Here is a 5079-nt window from a genome sequence, read left to right as displayed (position 1 = left end):
GGGAGTGTTTCACCGGTGATGGCTTTGCCTTCACCCCGTTTGGCGAGCACCAGTTTGCCATCAACGGGCTTTGCTACCGCATCATATTCTTCTGCAAGGCGTGCAGCAAAAGCCATATCACTTTCTGATGTTTGATCAATGTGACGCACAACGATTTTTGCAAGAGAAGGATCAACCTTTGGCGTATAGCCATTACGCTGTGCTATCTCTTGAACAATACTGCCAAGGGTTTGCTGGTGATAGGATTGGCTTTTTGGGGTTCTATAAGACGTGTTCATTGATGCGGCGCGCCCTGTCACGCTTAAGCTTTGTGGTGGGCTGCTTACAGAGATTTCGTCTATCAGATAGGATCCCATATCGCGGTTTTTCCCGCCTTCATAGCCAAGTGTTATGGAAATGATTGTTCCGATAAGAGGAATATCAAGAAAGCCGTTATCACTGTCACGTGCGCGGTCATCAAGCTCTATAGTGATACGATCACTTTTGTTTTCTGCTTCATCGGTAATTTCAATCGACAAAACATAATCCATAAGAGTTTTTGTGATGTCTTCTCCATTTGCCAGAACCATGCAAAAAGGTTTCATGATTTGCTACCCCAAATTCTGATTACTGGTGTGGCTTTCGGATAGGGGAGGGTTGGTAAGAGTATCGTGATGCCTGCTTTTAAGATGGGTCCATAGTCTGCAAGCCCAAAATTAGCTGCATAGACGCGTTCAACAGCAAGCGCTTGCTGACCTTTGGCATAGTATTTCCAGCAAATGGCATCAACCATATCGCCATCTTTGGTCATGTAAAGATCACTCATAGGTCTTCACCATATTCTCTCAACTTTATTGTAAATTCTTGTTTTTTTGGGGTGCCGTTATGATGAAAAACGCTTTGTTTTTCCTCTACAGAAAGAATGACAAACTTACCTAAGATTTTGCCTTGACCGGTCACAAGAATGTGAGGTCCTTCATGTGCCATTTGCCGTAAATATTCGAGCTGTCTGTGACCACCTTTGAAATCTGGATAAATCACGCCTGCTAAAGAAAATTCCGCATTTGCAACAGCAGGCAATTGAAGAGCAGTCTTTCGCCCCAATCGCCCTTGCTCTACCCATGGAACACCATAAGACATATCAAGTGTTTGGTAAGCTGCTGTTTCAATCGAAAAAATAAAACCACCCAAAGCTAACATCATGGTATTTAATCCGAAAGGCTAGAGGCTATGGCTAAACGTTGCTGTTTTGCATAGCGTTCAAGTGCTTGATTGACAGCGTCTCTGATTTCGTCCTTGAGACCATTTGGTACTGAAATATTGAGATTTGTAATGGTTACACGGGCGTCTACTTCAACAGGTTTGTGAATCGTAATGGGTTCTGGAACTTCAAAGGAACCCACTTTTGTATTTGGAGTTTCTATGTATTCTGTTTCGACTGTCCCTGTATTAAAACCACTCTTGCGTTTTTCAGATGGAGCATTGGGTACAATTGCTGTATCAACCATTTTTTTTGCGCGTGCATTGGTTTCATCGGTAAAGGTTTTTAAAGTCTGGGTTGAAGTTTTGTTGATTGAAACATTAAAGCCTAGCTGTTCTTTCATCCAATTAGGCATCCAGCTGGTTAATGTGCTTATCATGCCGCTAAACCATTCAGACAGAGCACTCCATTGGTTTTTGATACCTTCCCAAAGCCCGTTAATCAGATTGATTCCTGCTTCCATGAGATTGACCCCAAACAGCCACTCAATCAATGCATTGATTTTTTTCGAAATCCAAGAGAGTGGTGAAAAGTTTTTAAAGAGCGTCAAGAGGTTATTGAAAACGTTACTACATAAGCTCGCAAAAGAATTCCACAAGTTGCTTATGAAGCTTACTACCGTATCCCAATTTTTGTAGAGCAGATATCCAACTCCAACAAGGGCTGCTATGCCGCCAGCGATCCAGCCGATAGGAGTGGTCATGATTGCGATACCAAGCGATATAAAAGCAGAACTAACGGCAGTTATTGCTGGAATAAGTGAAGCTATAAGAGTTACAGCAAGACCAGCAATTGCGGAAGCAGCTGGTGCTATTGCCGCAATGAATGCTCCGGTAAGAACTGCTCCAACCGCGGCTAAAGATGCAGCTACCCAGCCATTGAGTTCATCCCAATATTTATAGAGTAAAACAAGAGCTGCGATGCCGCCAATTAGCCATCCTATGGGCGTTGTCATTATAGTATAGCCAAGTGTGACAAACGCTGCTCCCGCTGCGGCTAATGCGGCAATGAATGGACCAAAAATGAACGAACCAAGTGCCACAAGTCCTACCTTAAAGAGGGTTATTTCACCAATCAGAGGTTCTAGCCATTGGAACCAACCTTTAATCCTCTCTGTGAGATCACTGATGCCTTTTCTTAAATCAGAGGTAGGATTAAGCAAATCATTAAGGACTTTTTTTAAGGTTTTTGCCCAGCTCGCAACAGTTGTTTGAATGAGGTCGCGGTTTTCATCAATCAACTTTGAAAAACCGTCAATCATATCATTAATCACGGGCATGAAACGGGCGCCAATAAAGCTCGCGATACCGCCTATTTTTTTCTTAAAAGCACCAAGCTTGTCACTTAAATCTGCTGCATAGCGTGCAACATCGGCACCTATCAGCCATTTTCCTTTTCGCGCCTTTGCAAACAGCTCTTTAATGGGTGCCATGCCTTGTGCAAGCATTGTCGCCATTTCTTTACCATCGCCCCCAAACAGCAGAGCGGCAATATGCTGTCTTTGTGCTTGGCTTTTCATCTTACTCATCTTGTCGGTAATTTCTTCTAACAAGACAGAAGTGGATTTGAGTTTTCCAGAAGTGTTTTTGACAGAAATGCCAAGCGCTTCAAAGCCCATCATGCCTCTTTTTTGTCCGGCATATGCTTGTGCTGAACGCCTATTTAAAACCGCTAAGGATTGTTGAAAAAGTTCGGCAGAAGTGCCTGAATTATCGGCTGCATCACCCCATAATTGAAGTGATGCAACACTCATTCCCAAATGCTGTGATGCATGGTGAAGACTATCCCCAAGATGCATGGTTTGCATGGTAACGGAGATCAAGCTTGCCACAAGACCATCACCAGTAAGCCCTAAAGCACCGGTAAATACCGAAGCACGACTTGCCGCTGTACCAAGGGCTCTTTGAACGCCTTTAAGGCATGCTGTCATATTTTTTAGTGCAGCAGAAAAGTGGGGAATATTTAATGTATGCGACAAATTCTTAAAAGATTCTTGTACACGTTTGAGAGGTGCGGTGAGTTTGTCCTCAAGAGACAATTTTACCTTTGCATCGGCACCCTTAGTTGTTTTACTCATTTTGTCTTATACCTTTCTGCTGCTTGTTTTCGCCAGAATATTAATTCTTGTGGTTCCATTTCCATCATGTCTGAAAGGGACCAATGGAACACAATGGTAATATCGGCTATGAGTTTAGCGGCGGTTTCCCAGTCGAGGTATCCCGCCGTTTGATAAAAGACTCTAAGATTTCTCCAATGCTCGATAAGTCATTGATGTCGAGTTCACCAACAGCTTCATGTGGCCATGCAGAAAGGCGAGAAACCATAGCGATTGTTTGTTCAACGCCTTCCTTCTTATCTATTGCTTGCACATCTTTTGTTTTGGGGCGCCGTAAGGTGATTTCGGTATGCTCTTTTCCTTCAAAGGTAATCGGTACAAGTAATTTATGTGTAATGCTTGTTTGGACTGTCATTTTATAATCCTATATTTTCTCTATGGTCTGCGAGTTGATTGACGCCATTGAATTTTCTCACCATGTTGAGGACGTCTATCTCAACGATTTCAACGTCCTTCTGGACATATTTGAAATACTGCAATGTGAAGGTAGTTGTGGATGTTGCTTTGCTGCCCGGTTGCCATTCTGCCATTTCAAAGCCTTTGCATAGTCCTCTCATGGTAATGACAACACCTTCTGCGGGTGTGCCTTGCGCTTGCATTGAACTTCGTAATGAGATATCGACATCTGTGCGCCCCAACAGTGCCATCAATTCTGGAGAGCAATCAGAAATGGTCATGCTAAGTGTGAGGGTTTCAAGACCAAGGTCAACTTCAATAGAGCTATCCATGCCTCCACCACGATAACTTTCAACAACCAAATTCAAATTCGGTAATGTTACGCTTTCACATTTTGCTTGATAGGGAATGCCGTCGACAAAAATGTTAAAATATTTCAAAACTCTTGGTAAAATAGGTATGGTCATTAAAAGATCTCCTCTAAGTAATCATTCACAATGCGTGAACGGAATGTGATGTGTTCTGCTGGTGTTGTTGGTGTGAATTCGACATTGAAATAGACTCTGCCGCTTTCAATAGCGCTTGCTGTATTCAACTCTGGATCAGGCGTACAACGTCCACCAAGAATGGCGCCTTGTGCTTTTAAATCACGCAAATAGGCATTGACGCTTTCACTGACATCATTCATGTAGGTTTTTTTGATATTGCGGTCGACAGCCCATAGATGCCCGCGCAAAATGGCATCATTGATCATATCTGCGGTGCGTACCACCGATAAGAAAGCAAATTTTGTATCACTTGAAAGGGTGCGATTACCCCAAAGGCGATAGCCATTTTCCCGAATGATAGTTGTGATATTTTGTTCATTGAGAAGGTTGGCGCGGCTTGATCTGTCCCCAATGGAAAAATCAATGGGGCGCGTAATACCAACAATGCCATTGATCACTTTATTAGAAGGGGAATGCCAAAAACCATGGGCAAAATCCGTTTTGGCAATGACACCAGCAACCGCTGCACTTGCCGGCTGTTCTATAATCTTTCCATCACGATTTACCTTTACAAACGGGTCAATGAGAATGGCGCGTTTTGAATCAAAATCCTTTGCTGTGCTAAGAGCAGCTTCATCTGTTGTGTTGGGTGCATCAAGCACCACAATAGCACGCAGACGCTCTGCAATGCCAATCAGTTCTGCTGCGACGGGGTTGGCAGTTGCACCAGTTCCATTCTCTTCACTATTCACACTGGAAGGGCGTTGATGTGTAAAGCCTGGAGCGATGAGAATGCGTGGTGTTTGTCCCACAATGGATTGCGCTCCAATCAAAGCATG

The 5079-nt window shown here is 43.5% G+C and carries 8 protein-coding genes; all 8 read right to left on the bottom strand.

The genetic code is table 11. From position 1 onward, the window contains the following. Window positions 1-584: contractile injection system protein, VgrG/Pvc8 family (locus PVV63_RS09830; RefSeq protein ID WP_273791697.1), on the bottom strand; the 584-nt coding region annotated here is incomplete at its 3' end. Then, window positions 581-805, bottom strand: a complete 225-nt coding sequence (locus PVV63_RS09825; RefSeq protein ID WP_273724325.1) for a tail protein X — start codon at window positions 803-805, stop codon at window positions 581-583. The genes PVV63_RS09825 and PVV63_RS09830, both read right to left, overlap by 4 nt. Next, window positions 802-1182, bottom strand: a complete 381-nt coding sequence (locus PVV63_RS09820) for a phage tail protein (protein ID WP_273791696.1) — start codon at window positions 1180-1182, stop codon at window positions 802-804. The genes PVV63_RS09825 and PVV63_RS09820 overlap by 4 nt, the downstream gene beginning before the upstream one ends. Window positions 1183-1187: 5 nt before the next feature. Continuing rightward, window positions 1188-3317, bottom strand: coding sequence for a phage tail tape measure protein (locus PVV63_RS09815; RefSeq protein WP_273791695.1), 2130 nt, complete (start codon window positions 3315-3317; stop codon window positions 1188-1190). After that, window positions 3314-3376 carry a hypothetical protein gene (locus tag PVV63_RS10535; protein ID WP_234924827.1) on the bottom strand — a complete coding sequence of 21 codons (63 nt, stop codon included), beginning with the start codon at window positions 3374-3376 and terminating at the stop codon, window positions 3314-3316. Before PVV63_RS10535 ends, PVV63_RS09815 begins: the two co-directional genes overlap by 4 nt. A gap of 47 nt (window positions 3377-3423) precedes the next feature. Further along, window positions 3424-3711 carry a phage tail assembly protein gene (locus tag PVV63_RS09805; RefSeq protein ID WP_273791694.1) on the bottom strand — a complete coding sequence of 96 codons (288 nt, stop codon included), beginning with the start codon at window positions 3709-3711 and terminating at the stop codon, window positions 3424-3426. Window position 3712: 1 nt separating this feature from the next. After that, entirely contained in the window at window positions 3713-4219 is a 507-nt protein-coding gene (locus tag PVV63_RS09800) for a phage major tail tube protein (RefSeq protein ID WP_273791693.1), read from the bottom strand. Further along, on the bottom strand, window positions 4219-5079 hold an 861-nt coding region (locus tag PVV63_RS09795; RefSeq protein WP_273791692.1), incomplete at its 5' end, for a phage tail sheath subtilisin-like domain-containing protein. The genes PVV63_RS09795 and PVV63_RS09800, both read right to left, overlap by 1 nt.

Origin of the sequence: Bartonella sp. CM31XJBT (assembly GCF_028618555.1) — a bacterium.
GTDB lineage: Bacteria > Pseudomonadota > Alphaproteobacteria > Rhizobiales > Rhizobiaceae > Bartonella.
Note: the sequence above shows the minus strand (reverse complement) of the source record. Positions and strands in the feature narration are given on the sequence as shown.